We start from the raw sequence: 24,119 nt of genomic DNA, 5'->3' as shown, positions 1-24,119 counted from the left end.
GGAACATATTACTGTCGAAACAGAAAGGAGAACGTAAAGTGGACAAGCCTAAAAAGGGCCATACCATCACGATTAAATTAAATGGAGAACCCAAATCCTTTCGTGAAGAACCCCTAAAAATTTTACCGGAACCTACACCAGAACCTATTCCAAAAGAAATACAAATAGATTCAGAATTACAAGAACATGAACAAGAACAGTCAGGAATCAGTGAAGCGGCAGCGGCTCAGGAATCAATCGAAGAAAGCTTTGATTGGATCATTCCAGAATCTGATGAAAATGAAGTTGAGGAAATAACAATCGCCAATTCCCCCAACACTAAAAAAAGCAAATCAATAAAATCTTCCATTTCATTTGCCAGCTTTTCGAACAAAAACAATCGCCGGCCCATTGGATCTATTGTCATTACCGCCGTTTGCGCGATTCTCATTGGCTTAACGATTGGGTTTTTTATGCTTAAGCTAGTCATAACGGACTCGGGTGAAAGAGCTGTCACCGAACCAAATGTAGTTGGAGAAACTGGAAATGGAAATGAGCAGACGGAAACGACAGATAAAACGGCGGCAACTTCCATCGAACAGCTTTCTACCTATGTCGTCCAAGGCGGTGTTTTTACCTCGAAGGCAGGTGCCGAGGATACTGCTAAACAATTAAAGTCTAAAGGTATTCCTTCCGAACAGGTAGAAATCGGGGGAAAGTATTATTTATTTTTGAGTGTGGCGGATTCGCTTGAAACGGCCAAATCAATAAGTACCAAATACAAAGATAAAGGTGCCGAAGGGGCTTTCGCCAAACCGTTGATATTAGATGAAAAGAAGCTTTCAAGCCTTACAGATAAGGATAAGAATTTTATTCAATCCCTCCCGAATATTTATCAAACTCTTTCAACTACCGTTTCTGGGGCACTGGTGTCAAGCAGCGTCTCTGCAGATGCCAGTATCAGCGAAAAACTAAAGATAAACAACATTAAAAACGATAGCATTAATAAAATGAAAACAGAGTTAACCGGGGCTAATGAAAAGGTAAAGGCCTATCAAAAGTCAAAGGATACAAAAAGCCTGCTTGAAGCGGAGCAACATTTACTGAACTTCCTGTCCATTTATAATTCATTGTAGCATCTTTTGACAAACTAAACTTTCGTTCGATATTTTCCGGGAAATTATTGCAAAATAAAGCCTGCCGAATCGACGGCGGGCTTTTTATAGTCCACTAATCGGCAAATATTGATAAAGGTTGTATAATCTGACATATTTCTTCGAAATTTAATGATATAAAAATTGTTTGCACCGCTCTTTTTTGATACGATTAACTTGTATCTTCCTAATGCGTTGCAAAAAAGGTAAGGTGATGAAATGCAGAACCTCATTTTAGCCTCTTCTTCTCCACGGCGAAAAGAACTTCTAGAAAATCTCCATTTAACATTCGCAGTTTCAAGCAGTGATGTGGATGAAAGCTTTGACCCCATGCTTTCACCGGAAGAAGTCGTAATGGAATTGGCCGAACGAAAGGCCCAAGCTGTTTTTAAAGAAAACAGGGATGCCTTTGTGATTGGTTCCGACACGATTGTGGTTGCGAATAATCAAATCTTGGGAAAGCCAGCTGATGAGGCAGAAGCCGTACAGATGTTAAAGACCCTTTCAGGCAGTCAGCATGATGTATTTACAGGCGTTTCAATACTATCACCATCTAGCTCGACTAAGTTTTATGAAAAAACAGAAGTTTGGTTTTGGGAGTTAACGGATGATGAAATACGGTCATATGTGAATAGCGGTGAACCGCTTGATAAAGCAGGGGCATATGGCATTCAGCAGCTTGGAAGCATGCTTGTCAAAAAAATTCATGGGGACTATTTTGCGGTTGTCGGTCTGCCGGTCGCAAGAACCATAAGGGAATTGAAACGGTTAGGCTATCATTTGCCGTATTAGTTTTTTTCTGACATTAACTCCCGACACTAAGGGAGGGAAAAGTTATGTCAACCAACACATTAATGATACGTGATTTCCCGCAAGATGAACGGCCGCGTGAACGGTTTATCCAACATGGCCCGCAAAGTTTATCCAATCACGAGTTAATTGCAATTTTGCTGCGGACCGGAACGAAGGATGAATCAGTGCTGCAATTATCGAATCGACTCTTAACTCATTTTGAGGGTTTGAGGCTGTTAAAAGCAGCCACTCTAGAAGAAATTACCGAAATAAAAGGGATTGGATCGGCAAAAGCAATTCAACTTTTAGCGGCTGTCGAAATTGGCAGGAGAATCGCCAATTTGGAATATAATGACCGCTATGTGATCCGCTCTCCGGAAGACGGAGCCAAGTATGTAATGAACGATATGCGCTTTTTGTCGCAGGAGCATTTTGTCTGCTTGTATTTAAACACCAAGAATCAGGTCATGCATAAACAAACGGTATTTATTGGCAGCCTAAACGCTTCCATTGTACACCCGCGCGAAGTTTATCGAGAGGCACTAAAACGGTCTGCTGCATCCATCATTGCTCTTCACAATCACCCATCAGGAGACCCCGCGCCAAGCCGGGAGGACATTGAAGTGACAAAGAGACTGGTAGAATGCGGAAAGATCATAGGCATTGATCTCCTTGATCACATCATCATCGGGGAAAATAAGTTTGTCAGCTTGAAAGAAAAAGGATATTTGTAATGCTATGATTTTATTTGACGTTAGGATATAATATTGTTTATGATTTTTTAGGACTGCCTAATTATTTACGTTACAATTATTGGAAATATTTACGATAAACACCTGCCTTAGGACAGAGCATTTAGTATCAGAAAGGGAGATACAACGTTATGTTTGGAATTGGAACAAAGGATCTTGGGATAGATTTAGGAACAGCAAACACTCTTGTTTATGTAAAGGGGAAAGGAATTGTCACAAGGGAGCCATCGGTTGTGGCGATGCAAACAGATTCAAAACACATAGTTGCGGTCGGAAATGACGCGAAAAACATGATTGGCCGGACACCCGGGAATGTGGTGGCCGTTCGTCCAATGAAGGACGGCGTCATCGCTGATTTTGAAACAACAGCTGTTATGATGAAGCATTTATTCCGCGAGGCCCAAAAGACTAAAGGCTTTTTCGCCGGTAAGCCGTATGTGATGGTCTGTGTACCATCAGGGATTACAGCCGTTGAAGAAAGAGCGGTTATTGATGCAACAAGGCAAGCAGGAGCAAAGGATGCCTACACGATTGAAGAGCCATTTGCTGCCGCTATTGGTGCCAACCTCCCGGTCTGGGAACCGACAGGAAGCATGGTTGTAGACATTGGCGGCGGTACAACTGAAGTAGCCATTATTTCCTTAGGGGGAATTGTTACTTGCCAGTCAATCCGTGTTGCCGGTGATGAGATGGATGAGGCGATTATTTCCTATATTAGAAAAACATATAATTTGATGATTGGTGACCGAACTGCGGAAACAATCAAAATGGAGATTGGTTCTGCAGGTACGCCTGAAGGTATCGATAACATGGAGATTCGCGGCCGTGATCTTTTGACTGGTCTGCCAAAAACTATTGAAATTTCCGCCAAGGAAATTGCCTCCGCGTTAAGTGATACTGTTTATGCCATTGTTGAAGCGGTGAAGAATACGCTTGAAAAAACACCACCGGAATTGGCTGCCGATATTATGGACCGGGGCATCGTCCTCACAGGCGGTGGGGCCTTGCTGCGCAATATTGACCGTGTCATTAGCGAGGAAACAAAAATGCCTGTCCTGATTGCTGAAAACCCGCTTGATTGTGTGGCTATCGGCACAGGAAAAGCTTTAGATCATATCCATTTATTTAAAAATAAAGCTAAGGATTCTAGATAAAGAGAAAAGCGGAAGCGCCTTGATTAGGGGCGGCAGGCATAAGTTGAGCCGGCGAAAAGGCAGTTTTTAGCCTTCTTGAAGGATTGGCTGTAGACCTGCGAGCCCCCTAGGCGCTGGAGCCGGACAATGAAAAAATAGAGGTGTAATATCACATGCCACAGTTTTTTTTGAATAAGCGTTTGATCATTTTGCTCGTCAGCATCATTGTTCTCGTGGCATTGATTGGGTTTTCTTTAAGGGAGAGGAGTAAACTAACCTGGCCGGAACAGTTTGTCAAGGACTCGACCGGCTGGGTTCAATCCCTGGTTTCTAGGCCTGCCCAATATGTAGCAGGCTTTTTTGAAAATCTTCAGGATTTGCAAAATACATATGATGAGAATATGGAATTAAAATCACGCGTTGAGAAAATTGCCAGCCTTGAAGCAGAAGTTCAAGAACTGAAAAAAGACAACAAAGAATTACGTGACGTTCTCGATGAAAAAACGACCCTGAGAGATTTAGAACCAATGCCGGCAACTGTTATTGGCAGAAACCCTGATCGTTGGCATGAAATGATTATTATCAATAAAGGTAAGTTAGATGGAATTAAAAAAAATATGGCTGTTGTAACAGCAACAGGATTGATTGGAAAGGTGAAAAACGTCACCCAATTTAGCTCAACCGTGCAGCTATTGAGTGCGATGGATCCTAAAAACCGGATTTCCGCGGTCATTCAAGGAGAAACAGAAGTTTTCGGATTTGTCCAGGGCTTTGATGACAAACAAAAAATGCTCCTTGTCAAAGCGATTCCATCAGGAGCTAAGGTAGAAAAAGGGCAGACGGTCATTACTTCAGGAATGGGTGGTGTCTTTCCAAAGGGGCTGATGATCGGTAAGGTAGAAGAGGTAAAACCGGACCAATATGGCTTGAATCAAACCGCATTAGTAAAGCCGGGAGCGGACTTTTACAATATTGAAAATGTCTTGGTCATCAAACGGCTAATGACTAGCCCCGAGGAAAGTGCTAGAAAATCCGGGAAGGAGGAAGACTTGTGAGGAAATTCTTTCTCCCTCTCTTGTTTTTGCTCCTTTTTATTGCTGAAAGTCTGTTTGTTCAATTTATGCCCGCTGATACCTTTGGCAGCCATATTCTAGTACCAAGGTTCCTGTTTGCCACTCTGCTTTTTTTGACTATATATGTTGGGAAAAATCAAGGGATTATCTATGCGGCAATCTTTGGACTTTTATTTGATATAGTATATGTAGAAATTATTGGTATTTATTTTTTCTTGTTTCCATTTATCTGCTACCTAACAGCAAAGGTTATGCAGGTAATCCAGTCCAATATCGTTGTCACCTTCTTCGTTTCCCTTTTGGGAATTGCGCTGTTAGAAGCTGGCGTGTATGAAATTAATTATTTAATCCATGTGACAAATCTTGATTTTATGAGCTTTGTCAATTTGCGTTTTTATCCCACTCTTATATTAAATGGAGTTTTTCTTGTGTTAGCAGCCTATCCTTTAAAACGCCGCTTTGAAAAACATGCCGAGGCACTGCAGGAGGATTTATGATTCGGGGAATGGGCAGATATGTCCGTCCTCATTCACCGTTTTTTTTTGAATAACGAAGATGGGAATGTTTTTTTAAAAAAAGGAGAATGGACAGCCCGTGTCGAATTCTTTAAAGATGGATATTTTTGATTTGGATTTGGTAAATAATAGCTTAAATCCGAAATTGTTTTTGTATTTTGAGGTGAAAATTCTCCATGAAAAATCGGCAAAATGTTACAATAAAAGGAACAAAGGACGGACTTGTCCTTCATCTTGATGATACCTGTTCTTATGAGGAATTAAAGCAAGAGCTGGACCAAAAGCTCTCCGCCAATTCCAAAACGGAGGAGGAACGCCACTTAATCTCTGTAAAAGTGGATATTGGCAATCGCTATTTAACGGATGAACAAAAGGAAGAACTAAAAGAGTTAATCCGCCAAAAGAAAAACTTGATGGTGGATGATATTGAATCAAATGTGATTACGAAGGAAGAAGCCAATCGACAAAAGGAAGAAAACGAGGTCGTAACGGTTTCAAGAATCGTCCGTTCCGGACAGGTATTAAGGGTACCAGGGGATTTACTGTTAATTGGCGATGTGAATCCAGGCGGAACCGTGATTGCAGGCGGGAATATTTTTATAATGGGTGTCCTCAAAGGAGTTGCTCATGCAGGGTGTTTTGGCAATGAACAGGCAGTCATTGCTGCTTCAAGCATGAAGCCATCGCAGCTAAGAATCGGCGAATATATAAATAGATCCCCAGATTCGAATCCTGCCAATGAGCACAGAGAAATGGAATGTGCTTACATAAATGAGAACCATTATATTATTATCGATAGATTACAAGCTTTAAATCATTTAAGGCCTAATTTAACGAGATTAGAAGGGGGACATTAAAGTGGGAGAAGCAATCGTAATTACATCGGGTAAGGGCGGCGTCGGCAAAACAACAACCTCTGCCAACATCGGTACTGCGCTGGCTCTTCAGGGAAAGAAAGTATGCTTAATAGATACAGACATTGGCCTTCGAAACTTGGATGTCGTAATGGGGTTAGAAAATAGAATTATTTATGATTTAGTCGATGTGGTTGAGAAAAGATGCAAAACCCATCAGGCACTCGTTAAGGATAAGCGTTTTGACGGCCTTTTGTACTTGCTTCCGGCAGCGCAGACTGTCGATAAGTCTGCTGTTACGCCCGAGCAGATGCAAGAGTTAATTACTGAATTAAAGCAGGACTATGACTACATAATCATTGATTGCCCGGCCGGAATTGAGCAGGGCTATAAGAATGCCGTGGCCGGTGCGGATAAAGCCATTGTGGTTACTACGCCGGAGGTTTCTGCTGTCCGTGATGCTGACAGGATCATTGGACTTTTAGAAAAAGAAAAAGACATGGAGCCGCCAAGGTTAATCGTTAACCGGATTCGCAATCATATGATGAAGACCGGCGATATGCTTGATATCGATGAAGTTACCCAACATTTATCAATTGAACTGATTGGCATTGTCGCTGACGATGAAGAGGTCATTAAAGCCTCCAATCATGGTGAACCGATTGCACTAAACCCAAACAGCAAGGCATCGATTGCCTACCGAAACATCGCTAGAAGAATCCTCGGGGAATCCATCCCGCTTCAATCACTCGAAGATCAAAATAAAGGTGTGTTTTCAAAACTGAAGAAATTCTTTGGAGTCCGATAAAATAAAGGCCTGTTCACAGAGTAATAGTGAACAGGCTTTTTTAGCTAATAAGAAAGCATAAATTCAACTACGCCTCAGTCTTCGGCCTATCGGACTCGCCAATTGGGGGTTTTCATTTCATATGCTTGTCATACTCTATTAGAACTCTACATAAACTTGTACAAACTGTGTGAAAAGGGTTGATGGGTATGGCGCGGTCTACTCCGGATGAAATACGGCGGCGAATCGCAAAGAGAAAAAAAGAGATGGGCAGCAGCAAGGCAAATGCGCCAGAACGGAATTTGTTATGGCCAGGGGATGATGAAAAATATGAATTTAATTATATTCCCCCGTCTACAAGTGGCGATGGTGATGATGGACACCCCTTATTTAAAAAAGAAGTCTTCTTTTTCAAAATTCTTGCATCGATCCTCTTGTTCTTAGTGGTGGCAATTATGTTTCGTAATCAATCGGCTGCTTTTCAGCCTGCGAGGGACGTGGTCTTAAATACGATGGATCAAGATTTCAAGTTTGCCGTTGTCTCTAAATGGTATGAAGATAAGTTTGGTAAGCCGCTTGCTTTACTGCCTTTTTCTGAAAAAGACAAACAGGATACTAATGAGCAGGTTCAAAAAGGGGCTGTTCCTGTAACAGGAAAGATGCTTGAGAACTTTGAGAAGAACGGTCAGGGAATCACGATTGAGACTGGCAAGGGAGCAGCGGTCCAAGCAATCAGTGATGGGTTTGTCATGGATGCTGGAGAAAAAGAAGGCTTAGGGAAAACCGTCGTTATCCAGCATTCCGATGGGACAGAAACATGGTATGGGAATTTAAAAGATATCAAGGTTAAACTCTACGAATATATCGATAAAAGAGCAGTGGTGGGGACAGTTTCTGATTCAGCGGGGGATGACAAAACAAAAGGCCAGTATTACTTTGCTGTTAAAAAAGGCGATGAATTCATCGACCCGATACAGGTGATTCGTCTTGAATAAAGTGATTGAGTTACTCCGGCATGTTCACATCCACCCGCTGCTATGGTTAATCATTGCACTCTCAATCGCCACTGCCCATTTTGTGGAAGTCAGTTTACTCCTTGGCATCATTTTTGTTCATGAAATGGGGCATGCGGCGGCAGCTTCTTTTTTTTCCTGGAGAATCAAGAAAATTACCCTCCTGCCATTTGGCGGGGTCGCGGAGATGGATGAGCACGGGAATCGTCCGTTAAAGGAAGAGGCGATTGTCGTCCTGGCAGGTCCGCTCCAGCATGTCTGGATGGTGGCTGCGGCATTTGTTCTTCTTCATTTCAACCTGTTTCCCGAGGATTTATTTCCATTATTTATTGAATATAATTTAATGATATTAATTTTTAACCTTTTTCCAGTTTGGCCGCTCGATGGTGGAAAACTGGTATTTTTACTGTTATCATTGAAAAATTCCTTTGCAAGCGCCCATCGCCTTGCACTAATGATTTCCTTCGTTAGTTTATGCATTTTTTCATTCGTTACCTTAATTGCGGCACCTGCCCATATCAATGTTTGGGTAGTTATCGGATTCTTATTCTTCTCGCTTTATTACGAATGGAAGCAGCGGCGATTTATTTTCATGCGCTTTTTACTTGAACGTTATTACGGAAAAAAATCATCAAGCCCTGACTCCTTGAAACCCATTCAGGCAGACGAGGAGGATCTTTTGATTAACGTATTGGAAAAATTCCAGCGTGGCTGCAAACACCCTATTATTGTCGAGGCAGTCGGGAGGGAAAAGTGGACTCTTGACGAAAACGAATTGCTCCACGCCTATTTCACAGAAAAACGTTTAAATGACAAAATCAGCGACCTTCTCTTTTTGTATTAGTAATGTATAATAGAATAGAAAGCAGAGAGCGCTCGTAGTGTACGAGCGCTTTTTCCTGTAACTTTGGGTAAAATGATGGATGCGGGACATTCTGCATATTGGATCCGACAGTCTTGTCCTTTATCAGGTTGATGAAAGACATTTTCGGTGTTGGAATCGATGGGGGATGTCCAATAGGAGTCGTCTAAAGGACATTTTGAGTGTAAATCGAACCGATTTTGTCCAATAGAAGGTGTCTAAAAGACATTTCAAAAGAACGCGCCCCTGTTTTGGTCAATTATACGTGTATAGTATTCCTAATAAGTTATTTTAAAAAGGTGAGGAAATCTGATTTGGAAACATTAATTATAAATTACATAGGGCGGGAGAAGCGATTTGCTTATCTCCGTGAAAATCGTATAGAAAAGATTATTTTTGACCGGCCAGAACACCGCTCGCTGGTTGGTAATATTTATTATGGGACCGTGACAAAGGTTCTGCCCGGGATGAATGCAGTTTTTATCGATATTGGCGAAGAGAAAAATGCCTATTTACACCGTGATCAGCTTTCCGCATATGTGTTAGCGTCAGAAAAACAAGGAAATGTCTCGACTTACGTTCATCAAGGAGAAAAGTTGCTTGTTCAGGTTACCAAGGATGCAACAGGCACCAAGGGTCCGAAAGTAACGGGTATTATTGAAATACAAGGCACAAACATGATTTACATGCCAAAAGGGCGCTATGTAGCGGTATCGAAAAAAATCGCCGATGAAAAGCATAAAACAAAGCTCCGCCGGATTGGCAATCACATAAAAACCGAAGAAGAAGGAATGATTTTTCGTACTTCAAGCATTACCGCAACCGAAGATGAGCTCCGCGAAGAATTAAGCAGCCTAAGTGAACAATATCAGGAATTTACCAAAAAAGCAGCGACATTAAAAAAGCCGGGACTTATTTTTCAAAATGATACCTTTCTGGAAATGGTTCAAAATCTAGCCGAAAAAATGTCGGCGGGGGAAATCATCGTAGATGACCTGGAACTAAAAAAACTACTTGGAGAAAGGTATTCCTGCACCTATTATAATGGAAAGGAAAATATCTTTTCCGCCCACCAAATTGAGCATGAAATCGATAAAGCCCTAAAGCGGGTTGTCTGGCTTGACCGTGGTGCCTATCTCATCTTTGATGAAACAGAGGCACTCACCATTATTGATGTTAATACCGGGAAATTTTCTGGTAAGGCGGACTACCAGGAAACCGTGCTAAAAACCAACCAGCTGGCAGCGAAAGAAATCGTCAGACAGCTGCGCCTTCGTGATATTGGCGGAATTGTGCTTATTGATTTTATTGACATGAATCGTGATTCAGACAAGCAATCAATACTTGATCTTTTTGAAAAAGAACTATTCAAGGATGAAAAAAGAACGAAAGTGATTGGTTTTACGCCGCTAGGGATTCTGCAGCTGACTAGAAAAAAAACGAAGGTAACCTTGTCGGAAGCGTTGCAGGAAAAGTGTCCGGTATGTGAGGGGACCGGGAAAATCTTAAGTGCGGAAACGATTGCGTTCCGATTGGAAAGAGAGCTTTTGGAGCATCGCTATTCTGAATTTGAAGCAGTATTGGTAGAAACTACAAAAGAGGTTAAAGAGCATCTCCTTCCCCATTTGGAAATTCTGGAGGAAATGCTTCATTTTAAGGTGTTTTTTACAGCCATTGCAGCATCTGCGCATCATTATTTATTAAAGCAATTCGGGTCGGTGGATGAGATATCCCAAAAAGCTGTTGACACTTCTGTCTAAATTATGTATGATTTTAATGTTATGTTTGTAGCGCACCTGTGCTACAACCGCACATGACAGGTAGTAAGTCTTACGCCCTAGCATAAGCGCCTGTTTTTGGCGAGTCTGAGTTTATAAGGAGGTGCAGTTCATGTACGCAATTATCGAAACTGGCGGAAAGCAAGTGAAAGTTGAAGAAGGTCAAGCTATCTACATTGAAAAGTTAAATGCAGAAGCTGGCGAAACAGTTACTTTTGACAAGGTTCTTTTTGTTGGCGGTGAAAATGTAAAAGTAGGAAGCCCTGTTGTTGCAGGCGCTACTGTTACAGCTAAAGTTGAAAAACAAGGCCGTCAAAAGAAAATCATTGTTTTCAAGTACAAGGCGAAGAAAAACAACCGTAAGAAGCAAGGTCATCGTCAACCTTATACTAAAGTAGTCATCGAAAAAATCAACGCGTAAGGTGTTGAGCAGTAGATGATTAACATTACGATTAATCGTACTGAATCCGGACTCATTCATTCCTTTACGATGAGTGGACATGCTGACTTTGCAAAACATGGCCAAGACATTGTTTGTGCTGGTGCATCGGCGGTTTCATTTGGAACTGTGAATGCCATTGAGGCTCTTACGGGAGTCGAAGCACAGGTTAAACAAGGGAATGGCGGCTTTCTCCAATGTATGTTTCCAGAGAATATTTCAAACGAAACACAAGAGAAAGTACAGTTGCTGCTTGAGGCGATGGTTATCTCACTTCAAGGGATTGAACAGGAGTACGGAAAGCACATAAAATTAACCTTCAAACAGTAGGAGGTGGAACAAATGTTAAGATTAGATCTTCAGTTTTTCGCTTCTAAAAAGGGAGTAGGTTCTACAAAGAACGGTCGTGACTCTATCGCAAAGCGCCTTGGTGCTAAGCGTGCAGACGGTCAATTTGTTACTGGTGGTTCAATCCTTTACCGTCAACGTGGTACTAAGATTTACCCAGGTGAAAACGTTGGCCGTGGTGGAGACGACACTCTATTCGCAAAAATCGACGGCGTTGTAAAATTTGAGCGCTTAGGTCGTGACCGCAAAAAAGTGAGCGTATATCCAGTAGCTCAAGAAGCTTAAAGTCACTAGAAACTCTAACCATAACGGTTAGAGTTTTCTTTTTATCTTAACAACCTCACCTGTTTATTCATCATCATTGCACTAATACTCCCCAAATCGTATCATTCAACATAAAAATTGCTTACTCATGGTTGTTTTTTTGATATACTAACAGAAAATAGTTTCCGATAAAGGATTGGGAGAGTATGTATGGAGAAAGAATGGGACATTATCGAAGTGCTGCGGCATTCACGGCATGATTGGTTAAATAAGCTGCAGCTCATCAAGGGAAACCTCGACTTAAATCGAATTGACCGGGTTAAAGAGGTCATTACGGAAATTGTAGTGGAAACACAGCATGAGACAAAACTGTCTAATCTGGGACTTCCGCAATTTGCCTCATTATTATTTACAGCTAATTGGGAAAGTCATGCCTTTCAGCTAGAATATGAGGTTTTTGAGGATTCTGAGTACATAAAGATTAATGACTTCAAATTGACTGAATGGACAAAATCCCTTTTTGCCCATTTAAATCAGGCGATTGAAGCATTTCAAGAAAACCATTTATCCATAACAATTGAACCGCAGTCAAATGGAATTCGTTTCTTTTTTGATTTTCGCGGAATAATAAATAATAAAGAACTGATTGAGCAATTCCTGGCTGGTTCACAAGAGGTGACCGTAAAGGAATTTACTGAAAGCGAATTCGCGTTAGAGGTGTTTTATGCCTGCTGTTAAATAGCGGTTAAACACTTGCGATCTCGTCGCATTCATCAGTTATTTCAAAGTACGACGGGAGGATCAACATGTTTGTCGATCAAGTAAAAGTTTATGTAAAAGGCGGCGATGGCGGTAACGGAATGGTTGCGTTTCGCCGTGAGAAATATGTACCTAATGGCGGTCCCGCTGGGGGTGACGGTGGTAAGGGTGCAAATGTAGTTTTTGAAGTAGAAGAAGGCTTGCGGACGCTGATGGATTTCCGCTATCAGCGCCATTTTAAGGCACCACGCGGCGAGCATGGCATGTCCAAGGGACAGCACGGAAGAGGCGCCAAGGATATGATTGTTAAAGTGCCGCCGGGAACGGTTGTCATGGATGCGGCTACAAATGAGGTTATAGCCGATTTAGTTGAGCACGGTCAGCGTGCGGTTATTGCCAAAGGCGGACGTGGCGGACGCGGTAATACAAGATTCGCGACTCCAGCAAACCCTGCACCTGAGATAGCCGAGAATGGTGAACCGGGCCAGGAGCGCGATGTAATTTTGGAATTAAAGCTGTTAGCCGATGTGGGTCTGGTTGGCTTCCCAAGTGTTGGAAAGTCGACATTGTTGTCAGTTGTATCTTCGGCCAAGCCAAAAATTGCGGAATATCATTTTACGACCATCGTTCCTAATCTTGGTATGGTTGAAACTGAGGATGGCCGCAGCTTTGTCATGGCTGACCTTCCTGGACTCATTGAAGGCGCACATGCCGGAGTAGGCCTAGGCCACCAATTCTTGCGCCACATTGAACGGACAAGGGTCATCGTCCATGTGATTGACATGGCGGCAACTGAGGGCAGGGACCCATATGAGGACTATCTAACCATTAACCGGGAATTGCAAGAATACAATCTCCGTTTAACTGAACGGCCGCAGATTATCGTGGCAAACAAAATGGATATGCCTGATGCGGAAGAGAATTTGCAAATATTTAAAGAGAAGCTGCAGGAGGATTATCCGATTTTTCCGATTTCGGCGGTATCTCGAAAAGGTCTCCGCGAGCTGTTGTTTGCGATAGCTGATAAAATTGAGGAAACACCGGAATTCCCGCTTCAACATGAAGAAGAAGAGGAAACCGGTGTTCACCGAGTTGTCTATAAACATGAAGCCGATGCTGATGCGTTTAACATTACAAGAGACCCGGATGGAGCATTTGTTCTTTCTGGTGAGAAAATTGAAAGACTGTTCAAGATGACTGATTTTTCAAGGGACGAATCTGTCCGCCGTTTCTCACGCCAGCTCCGCGGCTTTGGGGTGGACGATGCCTTAAGAAAAAGAGGGGCAAAAGATGGGGATATCGTGAGGCTGCTGGAATTTGAATTTGAGTTTTTAGAATAAGTTGAGGTCCCTAAGAGGGAGAGATGAGCATGGCGAACTTTGATAAAAAATTTTATTTGGTCCGTGAGGATGTTCTGTCAGATGCGATGAAGAAAACCATCGAAGCGAAGGATATGCTGGAAAGAGGGAAGGCAGAATCCATTGGGGATGCAGTTCAAAAGGTGGATTTAAGTAGAAGTGCTTTTTATAAATATCGAGATACCGTCTTTCCTTTTTCTTCCGTTTCAAAGGACCGAATTATTTCGTTATTTTTCCATTTGGAGGACCGTTCCGGAACCCTGTCCAAACTGTTAAGAGTTGTTGCGGGTTCAGGCTGCAATGTTCTAACCATCCACCAAACGATTCCGCTTATGGGGCGAGCTAATGTTACGCTTTCATTGAACACTGCCGGTATGGTTCATGATATAGATTCTTTGCTGGCCGAACTGAGAAAGCTTGAATTTGTAGAAAAGGTTGAAGTGCTGGGAACAGGTGCATAGTGAACAAAAGTTCACTGGCCCGGCTCTCAGCTTTCTTTTTAGAAAGGGAGTAGAGAAAAGTGAAGGTAGGATACTTAGGTCCAAAGGCAACATTCACAGAGATAGCCGTAAGAAGAGTTTTTTCGGGATTTGAACATACTCCGTTTCAGACGATTCCGGGATGCATGGATGCTGTTGTTGAACAGGAAGTGGATTTCGCTGTTGTTCCGCTTGAAAATGCGCTCGAAGGGTCTGTCAATATTACTCTTGATTATTTAACCCAGGAAGTCGAACTTCCGATTATTGGCGAAATTACGCTTCCCATTAAACAGCATTTAATGGTTCATCCTTCAAATGCTTCGGACTGGCACCAGGTCTCAAAAGTCTACAGCCATTCGCATGCGATTGCTCAGTGCCATAAATTTTTACATACTCAATTAAAAGGTGTCCCGTTTGAAAGTGTGTCATCCACCGCGGCAGCTGCAAAAATGGTGATGGAAGCACCGGAGGTTAATATTGCGGCTATTGCTAATGAACTTGCGGCGGAGGAATATGGCCTTTCAATTGTTCGGAGGAATATCCATGATTTTGATTATAACCATACTCGGTTTGTTGTTTTGGCAAAGGAACAAACTGAATTAAAGGGCTTGAGCGGGTCAGCTCACCACCATAAAACTACCTTAATGGTTACTCTTCCCTCAGACCAGGCAGGTGCGCTGCATCAGGTGCTGTCTGCATTTGCGTGGAGACGGATTAACCTCTCGAAAATAGAGTCCAGGCCAATGAAAACCGGTATCGGCAATTACTTTTTCATCATTGATTTAGAAATGAAGCTTGATGAAGTGTTAATTCCAGGGGCTATGGCTGAGCTGGAAGCATTGGGCTGCGGCGTTAAGCTGTTAGGGAGCTATCCTTCTATGATGGTGGAAATGAAATAGGTCTTTATTATACCGAACTTAGTTAATAATGATAGTTCAGGTCGTCACAAAGAGAGTTATAACGACCAACTGGTGAAGAAAAGAAAGCCTAGGTCGTTATGAGAGGTTGATAACGCCCGAACTGGTGAAGAAAGGAAAGCCCCAGTCGTTATGAATGGTTGATAACGCCCGAACTAATGAAAAAAAGGAGTCCCCGGTCGTTATAAAGAGGCTTATAACGCCCGAACCGTTATAAAAAAGAAAGCCTTGGTAGTTATGAGAGGTTGATAACGCCCGAACTGGTGAAGAAAAGAAAGCCTTGGTAGTTATGAGAGGTTGATAACACCCGAACTGGTGAAGAAAGGAAAGCCCCAGTCGTTATGAATGGTTGATAACGCCCGAACCGGTGAAGAAAAGAAAGCCTTGGTCGTTTTGAAAGATTGATAACGCCCGAACGAATGAAATAAATAGCTACCCGGTAATTATGAAAGGTTAAAATCAGGACCCGTCAACCGACGAGTCCTTTTAAAATTCCATCAAAAATCCTGCTTCTTTCATGGCTGCTTCCGTACGTGTTAATGCTTCCTCACTAGAGGCAGATATTGTATGCAGATGGATGCCATCTGTCAGCTCCGACAAAAAAGCTGCCTTATTGTTGCGAATTCTTTCGATAAACTGCTTCACTTCCTGCCGGTTCGAAACCATAATCGAAGCTGTTAAGTCCCCGTAAACAGCATGCTCAATTCTAACATCCTTTACGGTCACGCCATGATCAACAAAAATATACAGCTCTTTTTCCGTATCCTCTGGCTTATGGCGGCAGGCAATTGTTTTTTCGTAAACATGGGCGCCGGGAGCTTGGCTAAAATACAAGTACCCCTGACTTGTCGCAATTATCGGTTCATTTTTCGCTTTAAGGAGAGTGATGTCGCCTACGATGACCTGCCTGCTTACATTAGTTCTGGCAGCAAGGTCGCTTCCAGTTAGAGGCGAAGCACTTTCTTTTAGCAGTTTTAATATCAGAGTCCTCCTTTCCTCCCCTAAGATTTTCTTTTGCTCAGTCATAAAAACCCTCCAATTTGATATCTGTAACCTATTCTAACATAATATCAGCGAATTAAATAACAGACGAGACCGCAAACTCCTTAGCAATCTTCACAATCCCTTCACCCAATGCTCTAACCTCTTCCATCTTGGTGGGGTGGCCGAATGAGATACGGATAAATTCCTTCGCTTCATTCATTGTCAGCCCCAAAGCTTGTGTGACCTTAGCAGGGGTCTGCATGCCAATCTGACATGCGCTTCCGGTTGATATTGCAAAGCCCAACCGGTTGCATTCGAGCATCATCCATTGGCCCTCGATACCGGAAATCCCAATGCCGATGATATTCGGCAGTTGTGAATCGCCCAAGCCCTCATAGACTCTGACTCGTTCTTTGATAGGCTGAAGTGCATTAAGGAAAGCACTGCGAAGCTCAAAAAATCTTTTAGAATCCTCATCAATTCTGCCCGTAATTTTTTGGGCTGCTGTAGTCATCGCTGCAACTGCTGGCACGTTAACCGTTCCGGGCCTAAATCCTTTTTCATGAGAAGTCCCTGGAAAAAACGGATCCCATCTGATTTTTGGATTAACATACGCCCCTCCAATTCCTTTAGGACCGTAAATTTTATGGCCGGAAAAGGAAAAGCTGCTAACCAACGAGGTAATATTTCGTACATCAATTTTTCCAAAGGACTGGACCATATCGGTATGAAAATGGATATCGTGCTCAGAGCAGATTTTTGCAAGCTGTTCAATGGGCTGGATGGTGCCTATTTCAGAATTTACATGCTGAATGGTGAGAAGAATGGTATCCGGCTTGATGGCATTTAATAGATTTTCAGGATCAATCACCCCGGATGAATTGAACGGTAAATAGGTAATAGAATAACCATCTTTTTCAAGCCGGTTAAAGATCCCGTGGACGGATGAGTGCTCCGCCATTCCAGCAATGATATGTTTACCTGTTTTTTGGGGAGCAGATAATAATGCCTCTATAGCCAAGAAATTTCCTTCAGAACCCCCGCTAGTAAAAAACACTCCCTGTTTATCGACATTCAAAAGCTGGGCCATTTCTTCCCGGCAATGCTCAAGCAATAGGTTAGATTGTCCCCCGATATCATGGAGACTGCTGGAATTACCAAAGAACTCGGTAGATGCCTTTACAAAAATCTCCGCTGCTTCCGGATCCAACGGGGTAGTGGCAGCATAATCGAAATACTTCATTTTTGCACTCCCTTAGTTTAGTAGAAAAATATGTTTATGTTCACACGTGCCCAACTTGGTGAAAAAACCGGAGCCCCAGTCACATAGAGTTGTCTACACGCCTGACCGCGTGGAAAAACCGGAACCCCGGTCACGTAGAGAGGTTCTACGTACCCGACCTTGTTAAAAAACCAGCAATAGGTCATCTAGACTAAATGCCTGCCCGGTTCCAGAAAAAATATCTTGTGTTTAGTGTAATTCTGTGTAAATATATATGTCAAGACACCTGTTAATCCAGGAGGTTCAAACAATGACAAAATCAGATGTTGTAATTATTGGAAGCGGGATAGCGGCTTTACAGCTGGCTACCCACTTAAGTGAACATAAAAATGTGAGAGTTCTCACAAAGTCGAAATTACGAACAGCAAACTCCTACCTTGCCCAAGGCGGAATAGCCGCAGCTATCGGACAAGCAGACCATCCGGAAAAACATGTAAAGGACACTTTGGAGGCTGGGGCATTTCATAATGACCCGGCAGCTGTACGGGACATCATTTATGAAGCACCTAACCTAATACAAGAAATAGCCCGTGTATTTGACCGAGATTCAGAGGGGAAATTGCTGCTCGGCATGGAGGGTGCCCATAGTGAACACCGAATTGTCCATGCCGGGGGTGATGCGACGGGTAAGAACGTCGTGGAATACCTTATTAGCTTACTTAAAGCACGTATCAGGGTTGAAGAGGACGCCTTTGCATATGAATTGGTCACAAACTCTGAAAACAACCGCTGTATTGGAGTAAAAGTTAAAGACTCAAAAGGTAACCTTAAAGTGCATTTTGCAAGCCACATCATTCTTGCAACTGGCGGCTGCGGGCAGTTATACCGGTATACCTCCAACGCCACAACGGTAAACGGGGATGGTATTGCTTTAGCTTACCGGGCGGGTGCTGACATTATTGATATGGAATTTATTCAATTTCATCCGACACTTTTATATGTCAATGGTGAAACCAAAGGCCTTATTTCTGAGGCAGTAAGAGGGGAAGGCGCAAGGCTTTTAACAGAGGAAGGCACTCCGATCATGGAAGGTGTCCACCCCTTCAAAGACCTTGCCCCAAGACATATTGTTTCGCAAACCATATATGACTATTTGAAAAATGGCCATAAGGTATTTTTAGATATAACGAATGTAAGAGATTTTGAGAAAAGATTCCCTTCTATCACTGAGCTTTGTGAAAACAATGGAATCAACTTATCTGACGGGAAAATTCCGGTTGTGCCCGGAAGCCATTTCTTAATGGGGGGTATAAAAACGGACCTTATCGGCCGCACATCAATCCAAGGATTGTATGCCATTGGGGAATCGGCGTGTACAGGCCTGCACGGAGCCAACCGGCTGGCCAGCAATTCCCTGCTGGAAGGACTGTATCAAGGAAAAAAATTGGCTGAATGGATTAATAAAACGCCGACCGAGATCATTCCAGCAATCTCAATGACAACCAAAAGCAGGCACACTCATAAAAAACTAAAACTGCCATCCATCAATCAAATAAAGAATTCCATGATGGAGCAAGTAGGAATCGTCCGCAATGAGCTTGCCTTAACAAATCAAAAAAAGTGGCTTGAGCAATTTAAAATGGATGGATTCCAATCAATGGATTCTTTTTCAAAACAAGAATTAACAAAAATCTTTATGCTTATTACTGCTAAATTGATAACAGAATCAGCCCTGAAAAGGACAGAAAGCCGCGGCGGACACTACAGGAGCGATTACCCAGCCGAGGATAATGAAAATTGGCTTCAGAAATCTATCATTCATACAAAAAAAGAAGTGGAGAGAAATCATGAACAAATTAAAACTGCGCTCACTACTTGAAGGTTTTTTTATTGAAGATATCGGCGAACAGGATATCACAACCGATTTAATATTTGCTGACAACACAGATGGGGAGATCGTTTTTCTTGCCAAGGAAGACGGAATTTTTTGCGGCGAAGAAATTATTAAAACTGGATTTGAATTATTAAATCAGGACCTTAAAACCCGGGTTCTTGTAAAGGATGGGGAACCGTTCGAAAAGGGACAGCAGCTGGCAATCGTCACCGGAAAAATTTCCGACTTGTTAAAAGGGGAACGGGTTGTGTTGAACCTGGTGCAGCGGATGAGCGGGATTGCAACGCTTACCAACAAAGCCGTGACAACTCTTAATAGCGATTTTACAAGGATTTGCGACACAAGGAAAACGACGCCGGGGCTTCGCATGCTTGAGAAATACGCAGTCCGCACCGGTGGCGGCTATAATCACCGCTTTGGGTTGTATGATGCCGTGATGATTAAAGATAACCATATTTCCTTTGCGGGCTCCATCATTCGTGCAGTCGAGGCAGTCAGAAAACAAGCTGGTCATATGGTCAAGGTAGAAGTAGAGGTTGAAGCCGAGGAGCAGGTAAGAGAAGCAGTCCAAGCCGGAGCAGATGTTATCATGTTTGACAACCGCACACCGGATGAAATAAATGAGCTGATTAAATTGGTACCTCCTGGTATCATCACCGAAGCTTCAGGCGGAATTCAATTAAGCAATCTGGCTTCCTATCGGCACACCGGAGTACAATACATTTCCCTTGGGTTTTTAACGCATTCCTATAAGGCTTTAGATATTAGCGTAAAAGTGCTATGGAGCAAAGGAGAGGAATAAGATGAGTATTTTAGCGGCATTACAGGCAAAGAAGATGATTCCGGAAAAATACAAGCAAATGTCCCGTGAGGATCTCGCGGCCCGAGTAAAGGAAGTAAAAGAAAAATATGGCTCCCGTCTGTTTATACCTGGGCACCATTATCAAAAAGATGAAGTCATAAAATTTGCCGATGCAACTGGGGATTCCCTGAAATTAGCGCAGTTATCCGCAGAAAATACTGAAGCGGAGTTCATTGTTTTTTGCGGTGTCCATTTTATGGCGGAAACGGCGGATATTTTGACAAGCGATACACAAAAGGTATTCCTGCCTGACATGAGGGCAGGCTGCTCAATGGCCGACATGGCCGACCTAAACCAAACTGAAAGAGCATGGGATAAACTCCAAAGTTTATTTGGAGATTCCATTCTGCCATTAACCTATGTCAATTCCACTGCAGCCATTAAATCCTTTGTTGGTGCAAATGGAGGAGCAACCGTTACCTCTTCCAATGCTGAAACGATGGTCAAATGGGCCTTTGAACAGAAGGAGCGGATTCTCTTCCTTCCGGATCAGCATCTCGGTCGAAACACAGCAGTTGAGCTAGGGGTGGGCTTGGATGAAATGGCGATTTGGAATCCAATTAATGACAGTCTCGAATACGATGGTGATTTTTCAAAAATTAAAGTCATTCTATGGAAGGGGCATTGCTCGGTCCATGAAAACTTTACAGTGCAAAATGTGCTCGATACTCGTGAACAATATCCAGATATGAAAATCATCGTCCATCCGGAATGCCGCCGCGAGGTTGTAGAAATTTCCGATATGGCCGGTTCAACAAGCTTTATCATCAATACGATTGAAAAGGCGGAACCAGGCTCTACATGGGCCATTGGTACGGAAATGAACCTTGTCAACCGCCTAATCCAAAATCACCCGGATAAGCAGATCATTTCTTTAAATCCTCATATGTGCCCATGCCTGACGATGAACCGGATTGATCTGCCGCATCTTGTGTGGAGCCTCGATACCATTGAGGACGAAAATAACAATAATATTATTAAAGTGAGTTCAGAGATCGCGGAAAACGCTAAATTGGCTTTAAAGAGAATGCTAAACCATTCATGAAATAGATGCAGGGACTGCATCTATTTTTTTTTGCCCTCCAATGGTCCTATTCATAATTTTTCAATAAATAGCATAAGTTTTTGTGAAGAATATTAGCATTTTGCCTATTTCCACATACACTATATGGACTTATGCCATAGGAGGGAAATCAGAGTGAAGATCCATATCGTACAGAAAGGGGATACTCTTTGGAAGATCGCCAAGAAGTACGGCGTGAATTTTGAAGAGCTGAAGAAGTTGAATTCGCAGCTCAGCAACCCTGATATGATTATGCCCGGTATGAAAATAAAGGTTCCGACAGCTGGCGGATCCATAAAAAAAGAAGGCGCAATCAATTTAGGAGCGAAAAAAGAGGTTCCGCTGAAAGAACACCCATTTGCCAAGGAGAAACCAATACCGATCAAAGAAATGCCTGTAAAGGAAGTACCAGTAAAGGAAATGCCGGTAAAGGAAGTGCCGATTAAAGAGCAGCCGATCGTTAAAGAAGTACCAAAGGTACCATATACTCCAAAAATGCCTCTACAAGTCGTCCCAGAAATTGACATCAATAAATACTACCAAGTAAACATGCAAAAAATGACGGTTAAAGAACCGAATCTCCCGCCAAAATCAGTAAATATTCTTCCAGAAGTTAAAGAAGTTCCAAAGAAAGAAATTCCTATTCAAGCACCTGTTGCTCCTGTACAAGAAATGCCGCAGGATTATTGTGTACCGATGACTCCAGTTATGCCTGGATCGGGATTCTGTCCGCCTTACGGTGGTTTCCCTGCAGGGCCGAATATGCCTATGCCGTACGCAGGCGGTCCAGGAATGCCAATGGCCCCGGGAATGGCAGGCGGTCCAGGAATGCCAATGGCCCCGGGAATGGCAGGCGGTCCAGGAATGCCAATGGCCCCGGGAATGGCAGGCGGTCCAGGAATGCCAATGGTCCCGGGAATGGCAGGCGGTCCAGGAATGCCGATGGATCCGGGAATGGCAGGTGTCGCAGGAATGCCAATGGCCCCTGGCATGGCAGGCGTACCGGGTGCTGTGGGACCAGCCGGATATCCTGCAGCTGCAGGCACGGGCTATATGCCATATCATTTTGATGATGAATCGTCAGCCTTCATGCCTTCTGTGCCGGCTGTAAATCAGGGCTATAACCCAGGTGCTGTTATGGGCGCTCAAAACCCAGGATTCAGTCCGGGAATGCAAACAAATTACATGGACCCTGCAGCCTTTGGACAGATGCCTCCGGGATACAGTCAGGCCCCGGTTGGCTACGGTCAATTCCCTGCGGGATACGGTCAGTCGCCAGTTGGTTATGGCCAAATGCCTGGAGGGTATGGTCAAATGCCAATGGAATACGGCCAAATGCCTGCTGGATATGGACAGATGCCCGGTGGATACGGCCCTGCAGCGGGAGTTCCCCAACAAGGTGGATATCCGGTAGGAATGGAATTTGGTCCAACTATGCCAGGTGGTCCTGAAGCATCATTTGGCGGACCGGCAGCAGGCGTTCCTTACGGAGCGGGAGCACCTTATGGCCAATTGCCCTACGGTTATCCGCAAATGTCTGGGTCGGCCCCTCAGGTCGATATGACTCAAGAAGCTGCAGCACCATTCTTGCAGAATCCTGCACAGGGCCTGCCGGTTGGAACCGGAGCTTCGGCTGACTGCGGCTGCGGAGCGCCGGCTGAAGCACCAGCTCCACAAGCTTTTGTTCCACCGACCCCGCCAATTTACAGTGCGCCATATACAGCACCATTAAATGTTGCCCAGCCTCCATTTATGAACCCTTATGGAATGGGGCCGGCAGGCTACGGCATGACGGGTTTTCCTGATGAAAGCAGTTAATATAAGCGGTAACGGAGACGATGCAAATTTTGATCGTCTCTTCTCTTATTTTCAGTCACAGTTTCAGGAGGAAATAAGCGAATTTGTTCCGATTCGCGGGAATGTTTTTTTACTCAAGACGAAAAAACAAAGCTATATCCTTAAAGGGTATTCGAGCCATCGAAAGCTGAAATTGCAGGAGGCTTTTACTGCAACGCTGAGAAAAGAAGGATTCAAGAAAACCTATCGTTTTTTAGAACCTCCATCAAAGGAACAGCTATATTTTGAAGGAACCCATTATGGCTGTCTCGAATATCTTTCCGCAAATAAATCCGCTTTTTCCTTTCATACCCACAGTAACCGCCAAGCAGGATTGGACTTAATCGAACAATTTCACGATACGACAAAGTCCTTTGAAACAAGGTACCGAACTTTGCTGTCCCGTGGAGATATTCTGGGAAAATGGACGGAAAGGTATCATTTATTTTTAAATAATCTTCCCTTCCTTCGTTATTTTATAAAGGAGCCTGTTGTCTCAGAAATAGTGTCATGGGCGTATTGGTCGCTTTCAGGAATGGAACAGCAGCAAACTTTTTTTCATAAAGAAGCTAATGTGATATTGCATGGTGATGTTGCGCATCATAATTTTTTACGTGACAAAACAGGCAAACTGCATTTAATTGATTTTGATTTGATTAATATTGGCCCGCCGGTGTTTGATTATTTACAATATGCAAACCGAATTCTTCCTTTTATTGATTGGTCTTACGACAATTTGCTAACCTATACTCAAATGAGGAAATACAAAAGAGAACCGGCTTTTTTATATGCTTTAGCTTATCCAGCAGATATTTTTCGGGAATGGAACCGGATTATCAGGGAAAAATCTTATTCTGATGATACGAAATTAAAGCAGGTTATTGATTTGTCCATTGGCCAGTTTTCCGACAGAAAAAACTTTGTGGAGGAATTGAAGGATCTTTTGGAATAATCATGTAGCTGTTCTCCGAGAATGAAACTCCCTTAAAATTAACACCCTAA

Annotated in this window: 24 protein-coding genes, 2 pseudogenes and 1 other annotated feature; of the genes and pseudogenes, 23 read left to right on the top strand and 3 right to left on the bottom strand. The window is 43.1% G+C overall.

The annotated features are described in order from the left end of the window. The first annotated feature begins 38 nt into the window (after window positions 1-38). The 18 genes from ACZ5AE_RS22430 to pheA all read left to right on the top strand — a co-directional run bounded on the left by ACZ5AE_RS22430 (window position 39) and on the right by pheA (window position 15,238). Window positions 39-1,115, top strand: a complete 1,077-nt coding sequence (locus ACZ5AE_RS22430) for an SPOR domain-containing protein (RefSeq protein WP_464566746.1) — start codon at window positions 39-41, stop codon at window positions 1,113-1,115. Window positions 1,116-1,352: 237 nt separating this feature from the next. Beyond that, window positions 1,353-1,925, top strand: a complete 573-nt coding sequence (locus ACZ5AE_RS22425) for a Maf family protein (protein WP_464566745.1) — start codon at window positions 1,353-1,355, stop codon at window positions 1,923-1,925. 44 nt (window positions 1,926-1,969) lie between these two features. Next, the gene (gene radC / locus ACZ5AE_RS22420; RefSeq protein WP_464566744.1) at window positions 1,970-2,659 is read left to right on the top strand and encodes a RadC family protein; all 690 of its coding nucleotides are present in this window, start codon (window positions 1,970-1,972) and stop codon (window positions 2,657-2,659) included. A 149-nt stretch (window positions 2,660-2,808) separates the two neighbouring features. Then, a complete protein-coding gene (locus ACZ5AE_RS22415) occupies window positions 2,809-3,831 on the top strand; it encodes a rod shape-determining protein (protein ID WP_464566743.1) in 1,023 nt (340 codons plus the stop codon). Window positions 3,832-3,983: 152 nt separating this feature from the next. Beyond that, the gene (gene mreC, locus ACZ5AE_RS22410) at window positions 3,984-4,865 is read left to right on the top strand and encodes a rod shape-determining protein MreC (protein WP_464566742.1); all 882 of its coding nucleotides are present in this window, start codon (window positions 3,984-3,986) and stop codon (window positions 4,863-4,865) included. Continuing rightward, window positions 4,862-5,380 carry a rod shape-determining protein MreD gene (gene mreD / locus ACZ5AE_RS22405; RefSeq protein WP_464566741.1) on the top strand — a complete coding sequence of 173 codons (519 nt, stop codon included), beginning with the start codon at window positions 4,862-4,864 and terminating at the stop codon, window positions 5,378-5,380. Before mreC ends, mreD begins: the two co-directional genes overlap by 4 nt. Before the next feature lie 194 nt (window positions 5,381-5,574). Continuing rightward, a complete protein-coding gene (gene minC, locus ACZ5AE_RS22400) occupies window positions 5,575-6,255 on the top strand; it encodes a septum site-determining protein MinC (RefSeq protein WP_464566740.1) in 681 nt (226 codons plus the stop codon). Between the two features lies 1 nt (window position 6,256). After that, entirely contained in the window at window positions 6,257-7,060 is an 804-nt protein-coding gene (gene minD / locus ACZ5AE_RS22395; RefSeq protein ID WP_464566739.1) for a septum site-determining protein MinD, read from the top strand. A 188-nt stretch (window positions 7,061-7,248) separates the two neighbouring features. After that, window positions 7,249-8,034, top strand: a complete 786-nt coding sequence (locus tag ACZ5AE_RS22390) for a peptidoglycan DD-metalloendopeptidase family protein (protein WP_464566738.1) — start codon at window positions 7,249-7,251, stop codon at window positions 8,032-8,034. Continuing rightward, window positions 8,027-8,896, top strand: coding sequence for a M50 family metallopeptidase (locus ACZ5AE_RS22385; RefSeq protein ID WP_464566737.1), 870 nt, complete (start codon window positions 8,027-8,029; stop codon window positions 8,894-8,896). Before ACZ5AE_RS22390 ends, ACZ5AE_RS22385 begins: the two co-directional genes overlap by 8 nt. 332 nt (window positions 8,897-9,228) lie before the next feature. Continuing rightward, window positions 9,229-10,674, top strand: coding sequence for an Rne/Rng family ribonuclease (locus ACZ5AE_RS22380; RefSeq protein ID WP_464566736.1), 1,446 nt, complete (start codon window positions 9,229-9,231; stop codon window positions 10,672-10,674). 35 nt (window positions 10,675-10,709) lie between these two features. Then, window positions 10,710-10,791: a sequence feature (ribosomal protein L21 leader region), on the top strand. 13 nt (window positions 10,792-10,804) lie between these two features. Then, window positions 10,805-11,113: a 50S ribosomal protein L21 gene (gene rplU / locus ACZ5AE_RS22375; protein WP_213120024.1), complete on the top strand. Its 309-nt coding sequence runs from the start codon at window positions 10,805-10,807 to the stop codon at window positions 11,111-11,113. A gap of 15 nt (window positions 11,114-11,128) precedes the next feature. Next, on the top strand, window positions 11,129-11,461 hold the full coding sequence (locus ACZ5AE_RS22370; RefSeq protein ID WP_464566735.1) for a ribosomal-processing cysteine protease Prp: 333 nt from the start codon (window positions 11,129-11,131) through the stop codon (window positions 11,459-11,461). Between the two features lie 12 nt (window positions 11,462-11,473). Then, window positions 11,474-11,764, top strand: a complete 291-nt coding sequence (gene rpmA / locus ACZ5AE_RS22365) for a 50S ribosomal protein L27 (protein ID WP_213120026.1) — start codon at window positions 11,474-11,476, stop codon at window positions 11,762-11,764. A gap of 189 nt (window positions 11,765-11,953) precedes the next feature. Continuing rightward, the gene (locus ACZ5AE_RS22360; protein ID WP_464566734.1) at window positions 11,954-12,481 is read left to right on the top strand and encodes a Spo0B C-terminal domain-containing protein; all 528 of its coding nucleotides are present in this window, start codon (window positions 11,954-11,956) and stop codon (window positions 12,479-12,481) included. A 68-nt stretch (window positions 12,482-12,549) separates the two neighbouring features. After that, window positions 12,550-13,842: a GTPase ObgE gene (gene obgE, locus ACZ5AE_RS22355; RefSeq protein ID WP_464566733.1), complete on the top strand. Its 1,293-nt coding sequence runs from the start codon at window positions 12,550-12,552 to the stop codon at window positions 13,840-13,842. Window positions 13,843-13,865: 23 nt separating this feature from the next. Then, entirely contained in the window at window positions 13,866-14,321 is a 456-nt protein-coding gene (locus ACZ5AE_RS22350) for an ACT domain-containing protein (protein ID WP_464566732.1), read from the top strand. 59 nt (window positions 14,322-14,380) lie between these two features. Beyond that, entirely contained in the window at window positions 14,381-15,238 is an 858-nt protein-coding gene (gene pheA / locus ACZ5AE_RS22345) for a prephenate dehydratase (protein ID WP_464566731.1), read from the top strand. A gap of 504 nt (window positions 15,239-15,742) precedes the next feature. Here pheA and ACZ5AE_RS22340 read toward each other — a convergent pair. After that, window positions 15,743-16,282, bottom strand: a complete 540-nt coding sequence (locus tag ACZ5AE_RS22340; RefSeq protein ID WP_464566730.1) for a 3H domain-containing protein — start codon at window positions 16,280-16,282, stop codon at window positions 15,743-15,745. A 52-nt stretch (window positions 16,283-16,334) separates the two neighbouring features. Then, window positions 16,335-17,483: an IscS subfamily cysteine desulfurase gene (locus ACZ5AE_RS22335; RefSeq protein ID WP_464566729.1), complete on the bottom strand. Its 1,149-nt coding sequence runs from the start codon at window positions 17,481-17,483 to the stop codon at window positions 16,335-16,337. A 289-nt stretch (window positions 17,484-17,772) separates the two neighbouring features. Here ACZ5AE_RS22335 and nadB point away from each other — a divergent pair, with 289 nt between their 5' ends. The 4 genes and pseudogenes from nadB to ACZ5AE_RS22315 all read left to right on the top strand — a co-directional run. Continuing rightward, entirely contained in the window at window positions 17,773-19,341 is a 1,569-nt protein-coding gene (gene nadB / locus ACZ5AE_RS22330) for an L-aspartate oxidase (RefSeq protein WP_464566728.1), read from the top strand. Next, complete coding sequence (gene nadC, locus ACZ5AE_RS22325) at window positions 19,310-20,158, top strand: carboxylating nicotinate-nucleotide diphosphorylase (protein WP_464566727.1); 849 nt, start codon at window positions 19,310-19,312, stop codon at window positions 20,156-20,158. The genes nadB and nadC overlap by 32 nt, the downstream gene beginning before the upstream one ends. A gap of 1 nt (window position 20,159) precedes the next feature. After that, window positions 20,160-21,263: a quinolinate synthase NadA gene (gene nadA, locus ACZ5AE_RS22320; protein WP_464566726.1), complete on the top strand. Its 1,104-nt coding sequence runs from the start codon at window positions 20,160-20,162 to the stop codon at window positions 21,261-21,263. A 123-nt stretch (window positions 21,264-21,386) separates the two neighbouring features. After that, window positions 21,387-21,503 (top strand): annotated as a pseudogene (locus ACZ5AE_RS22315) (LysM peptidoglycan-binding domain-containing protein); the annotation flags it as partial. A gap of 194 nt (window positions 21,504-21,697) precedes the next feature. On the opposite strand, the pseudogene ACZ5AE_RS22310 reads toward ACZ5AE_RS22315, so the two are convergent. After that, a pseudogene (locus tag ACZ5AE_RS22310) lies at window positions 21,698-21,808 on the bottom strand (hypothetical protein); the annotation flags it as partial. A gap of 1,277 nt (window positions 21,809-23,085) precedes the next feature. On the opposite strand from ACZ5AE_RS22310, the gene ACZ5AE_RS22305 reads away from it, so the two are divergent. Beyond that, window positions 23,086-24,069 (top strand): phosphotransferase, encoded by a 984-nt coding sequence (locus ACZ5AE_RS22305; protein ID WP_464566725.1) that lies wholly within the window; start codon window positions 23,086-23,088, stop codon window positions 24,067-24,069. Window positions 24,070-24,119 lie beyond the last annotated feature (50 nt).

Source organism: Neobacillus sp. S1227 (assembly GCF_055385255.1).
Note: the sequence above shows the minus strand (reverse complement) of the source record. Positions and strands in the feature narration are given on the sequence as shown.